This is a genomic window from Intestinibacter sp. (assembly GCF_051866655.1).
Taxonomy (GTDB): domain Bacteria; phylum Bacillota; class Clostridia; order Peptostreptococcales; family Peptostreptococcaceae; genus Intestinibacter.
In genome coordinates, this window is the sequence record NZ_JBJDXL010000234.1 from 1 (window position 1) to 4,488 (window position 4,488).

Here is a 4,488-nt window from a genome sequence, read left to right on the forward strand (position 1 = left end):
AATCAAATACATCGAAAGGAGTTTGCAAATGAAGGAGATAGTAACAGAGATAGCTATAATCGGTGCAGGATCTGCAGGGCTAAGTGCTGCATACCAAGCTGCAACTGCAGGGGCAGATGTATTAGTTATCGATGAAAATAAATTGCCAGGGGGACAACTATTTAAGCAAATCCATAAGTTCTTCGGTTCAAGTGAGCATAAAGCTGGAACTAGAGGATATATAATTGGTCAGGAGCTATTAAAAAAGGTTCAAGACAGTGGTGCAAAGGTTTTATTAGATAGTTTAGTTTATGGATTGCTTCCAGATAACAGTATGGGAATTATAAGCGGTGGCGTAAATTACTCTGTAAAGGCTAAAAAAATAATCGTAGCCACTGGAGCAAAGGAAAATTATATGGCGTTTCCAGGAAGTACTTTACCGGGAGTAATGGGAGCTGGAGCTGCTCAAACTATGGCAAATGTAAACAGAGTTTTACCTGGTAAAAAAATACTTATGCTAGGTTCTGGGAATGTTGGACTTATAGTATCTTACCAATTGATGCAAGCAGGTGCTGAGGTAGTTGCTATAGTAGAAGGTGGACCGAAAATAGGTGGATATGGAGTTCACGCAGGCAAGGTTCGTAGAGCAGGTGTTCCTATGTATACAGGACATACAATAAAAAGAGTCTACGGTGAAGGAAAAGTAGAGGGAGTAGAAATAGCTGCAGTAGATGAAAAATGGAATATAATAGAAGGCAGTGAAAAAACATTTGATGTAGATACTGTCTGTCTAGCTGTAGGCTTAAACCCTATGACAGAGCTTTTATGGATGACAGGATGTGAATTTGATTTTATACCTGCATTTGGTGGACATGTGCCACTTCACGATGAAAACATGGAGACTTCTAAAGAAGGTATCTATGTAGCAGGAGATGTTACAGGAGTTGAAGAGGCATCTTCTGCAATGGAGGAAGGAAATCTAGCAGGTGTATGTGCAGCATATTCTTTAGGATATTTAACTGATGATGAAAAGGACAAATTAGTAGCAGAAATAAACGATAGATTAAATACTCTTCGTTCTGGATATTTTGGAGAGAGAAGAAGAGCTTCAAAACAAAAACAATTAGAAGATATGAAGCTATATAAAGAATCTCTTGTTAAATAATAAATTGAGTAAAAATTTCTTTGAAGGGAGAATAGTTGTGAATAGAGGTATAGTATATGACGGTGTTCCATCTGAAGAAGAATTAGCTTCTTGCCCTGGAGTGCCAAGCGAAAGTAGAATGAGACAAGGTAGAGTTGCAGTTATCGAATGTGTACAAGAAATACCATGTAATCCATGTTCATATTCATGTAAGCAAGGTGCGATAACTATAGGAGAGCAAATAACAAATCTACCTCACTTAGATGAAGATAAATGTACAGGTTGCGGACAATGTGTGGCAAATTGCCCAGGTCTTGCTATAACTATAATGGATAAATCATTTAGCGACAAAGAAGCGGTGATAGATTTTCCTTTTGAATACCTTCCACTGCCTGAAGAAAATCAAGTAGTAGATGCTGTAAACCGCTACGGAGAAGTAGTATGCAAGGGTATAGTTAAGAAAGTAAAACAAGTTAAAGCATATGCGGGAACTACTATTGTAAGTATGATAATTCCAATGGAATTTGCAAATGAAGTTAGAAGCATGAAGCGTTTAGAAAAGTAGTTTAGAAAGGGAGAGTATTTATGGGTGAAGATATATTAATCTGCAGATGTAAGGAGGTTACAAAAGCAGAGATAATTGAAGCTATAAGAGATGGTGCAACTACAATCGACGGTGTAAAAAGAAGAACAAAGGCAGGTATGGGACTTTGCCAGGGTAAAACTTGCGAGAGATTAGTTGCAAAAATTATAAGTGAAGAAACAGGTATAAGCATGGATAAATTACTTCCAGCTACTAAGAGAATCCCTGTTAGACCGGTAAAAATTGGTGTAATAGGAGGAGTTGACGATGAGCAATAAATACGATGTTATAGTAATAGGTGGAGGAATTATAGGATCATCTGTAACTTATTACTTGAGTAAATTGGGAAATAAAGTTTTACAAGTAGAAAAAGAAGATATAACTAGAGGTTCTGCCGGGGCTACAGATGGTGTTGTAGGATATCATACTAAAAAACCAGGTGCTCAAATGGACTTAGCAGTTCAAAGTATAAGCTTATTCGATACACTTAGTGAAGAACTAGGTGAAGATATAGAATACAAAAGACATTGTGGTGGTATGCAACCAGTTGAAGATAAAGAGCAATGGGACATATTATCAAAAATAGTAGAAGAGCAGAGAAAAAGTGACGTAGATATAGAAATGATATCTATAGAAAAGGCTCTAGAAATAGAACCAGAATTAAATCCAAACTTATATGGAGCACTTTATTCAAAAACTGGTGGAAAAATAAATCCTATAAAATTAACTTATGCATTTAATCACGCTGCAAAAAGATTTGGAGCGAAAGTTTTACTTCATACAGAGGTAAAAGACATAATAGTTGAAAATGATGCAGTGAAAGGTGTTAAAACGGAAGCTCAAGTATTTTATGCAGCTAAAATAATAAATGCATGTGGGTCTTATGCAGCTAAAATAGGAGAAATGGTTGGACTTAATATACCTATAAAGCCTAGAAGAGGTCAGCTTATGATATCAGAACCAATAGGTCATTTTATGGATGGTACTGTACAATGTGCTAGATATAATATAATTAAATTTAAGCCAGATTCAGTAAAAGATAAAAATGTATTAAAACTTGGATCAAGTTTAAGTATAGAACAAACAGAAGAAGGGACTCTTGTTATAGGAGGCACTCGTGAATTTGTAGGATTTGATAAAGAAAATACATTAACAGCTTTAGAGGTAATGCTTAAAAGAGCAATAGAATTTTTCCCAGCTATAAAGGACTTAAATTTCATAAGAGCTTTTGCTGGATTTAGACCTTATACTCCAGATGGACTACCACTTATGGGTGAAGTAGATAAAATAAAAGGATTTTATATAGCAGCAGGACATGAAGGTGATGGTATAGCTTTAGCTCCAATTACAGGAAAATTATTAGCTGAATTAATTACATATGGCAAGACATCTTATAATATAGATGATTTTAATCCAAATAGATTCGAACTTTAAAAAATATATGTTAGTCGTATTTATATAAAATTTTAATATTTTACCAAAAACCTCTTTGTTAAGAATGACAAAGGGGTTTTTGGCAAAATATTAAAAAAGAGGAGGATATATGTTTACTAAGTACAAAGGAGAGCTCGGATTAGCTCTAACAGCATTTATATGGGGGAGTGGATTTATAGGAGTATCCATATCCTTAAGTGGAGGACTTACGCCACTTCAAATTTTGACAATTAGATTTTTTATAGGAGCTATTTTATTGGGAGTTATATTTTTTAAAGAAATCAAGAATAATATAACTAAGGAAGCTGTAAAAGCAGGAAGTATTATAGGCGTATTTTTATTTGTGGCATTTGCATTTCAGACAGTCGGTATGGCTTATACTACAGCGTCTAAAAATGCATTTTTAACTGCCGTAAACGTAGTTATAGTACCATTTATAGGATTTATACTTTATAAGAGACCGTTAGACAAATACGGAATAGTAAGCAGTATCATAGCGATATTGGGAATAGGAATTTTATCTTTAGAGGCTGATTTTAGCATAAACTTCGGGGATTTCTTGACAATAATCTGTGCTGTTGGATTTGCATTTCATATATTTTTTACTGGAGAATTTGTCAAAAAGCACAACGGTATAGTACTTACAGTAGTTCAGTTTTCAGTAGCAGCTGTGTTGTCTTTAATTCTTCAAGTATTATTTAAAGAAACACACATAAACGCAGAGATGTCGTCTATTGTAGGAGTGCTTTATTTAGGAGTATTTTCTACGACAGTTGCGTTTTTGCTTCAAACACTATGCCAAAAGGAAGTCAGCGAGACTAAGGCGGCTATTATATTGGCATTAGAATCAGTATTTGGAAGTATTTTATCAGTTATAATTTTACACGAGGTTTTAACATTGAGAATGGTCGTAGGATGTATAGTGATATTTATGGCTATTATAATTTCTGAAACGAAATTGTCATTCTTAAAATCTAAAAAAATTTCAGAAAGAGATAAAGTGGAATCCATAAAATAATTAAAGTTTTTTATCTAGATGAAAGGAGTATTTATGGAAAATTACATGACAGAAGGCAACGCTACAAAGGCAATTATTTATTTTTCTATACCATTAGTTTTAAGCAGTGTATTTCAACAGCTTTATAATTTAGTGGATTCAATAATCGTAGGTAATTACATCGGCGAAAATGCTCTGGCAGCAGTAGGTGCTTCTTACTCTATAACTATGGTATTTATGTCTATTGCAATTGGTAGTGGAGTGGGCTGTGCAGTCGTTATATCGCAGTATTACGGTGCAAAGCTTATCAAAAAAATGAAGATTTCCATATATACTTCGATAATAGCTATA

General features: G+C 34.4%; 6 protein-coding genes. All 6 read left to right on the forward strand.

The genetic code is table 11. From position 1 onward, the window contains the following. Positions 1 to 28: 28 nt before the first annotated feature. Entirely contained in the window at positions 29 to 1,144 is a 1,116-nt protein-coding gene (locus ACI3VO_RS06970; protein ID WP_439757214.1) for an NAD(P)/FAD-dependent oxidoreductase, read from the forward strand. 37 nt (positions 1,145 to 1,181) lie between these two features. Further along, entirely contained in the window at positions 1,182 to 1,688 is a 507-nt protein-coding gene (locus ACI3VO_RS06975) for a 4Fe-4S dicluster domain-containing protein (protein ID WP_290686703.1), read from the forward strand. Between the two features lie 20 nt (positions 1,689 to 1,708). Next, on the forward strand, positions 1,709 to 1,984 hold the full coding sequence (locus tag ACI3VO_RS06980) for a (2Fe-2S)-binding protein (RefSeq protein WP_439757215.1): 276 nt from the start codon (positions 1,709 to 1,711) through the stop codon (positions 1,982 to 1,984). Further along, entirely contained in the window at positions 1,974 to 3,140 is a 1,167-nt protein-coding gene (locus tag ACI3VO_RS06985) for an NAD(P)/FAD-dependent oxidoreductase (RefSeq protein WP_439757216.1), read from the forward strand. The genes ACI3VO_RS06980 and ACI3VO_RS06985 overlap by 11 nt, the downstream gene beginning before the upstream one ends. 109 nt (positions 3,141 to 3,249) lie before the next feature. Further along, positions 3,250 to 4,158 (forward strand): DMT family transporter, encoded by a 909-nt coding sequence (locus tag ACI3VO_RS06990; protein WP_439757217.1) that lies wholly within the window; start codon positions 3,250 to 3,252, stop codon positions 4,156 to 4,158. Between the two features lie 33 nt (positions 4,159 to 4,191). After that, positions 4,192 to 4,488 (forward strand): MATE family efflux transporter (locus ACI3VO_RS06995; RefSeq protein WP_439757218.1); only part of this gene is annotated, 297 nt, incomplete at its 3' end.

Bases quoted from the DNA above. Each gene is read 5' to 3' on its own strand.
- ACI3VO_RS06985 (WP_439757216.1), top strand. From the start codon at position 1,974: ATGAGCAATAAATACGATGTTATAGTAATAGGTGGAGGAATTATAGGA.
- ACI3VO_RS06970 (WP_439757214.1), top strand. From the start codon at position 29: ATGAAGGAGATAGTAACAGAGATAGCTATAATCGGTGCAGGATCTGCA.
- ACI3VO_RS06980 (WP_439757215.1), top strand. From the start codon at position 1,709: ATGGGTGAAGATATATTAATCTGCAGATGTAAGGAGGTTACAAAAGCA.
- ACI3VO_RS06990 (WP_439757217.1), top strand. From the start codon at position 3,250: ATGTTTACTAAGTACAAAGGAGAGCTCGGATTAGCTCTAACAGCATTT.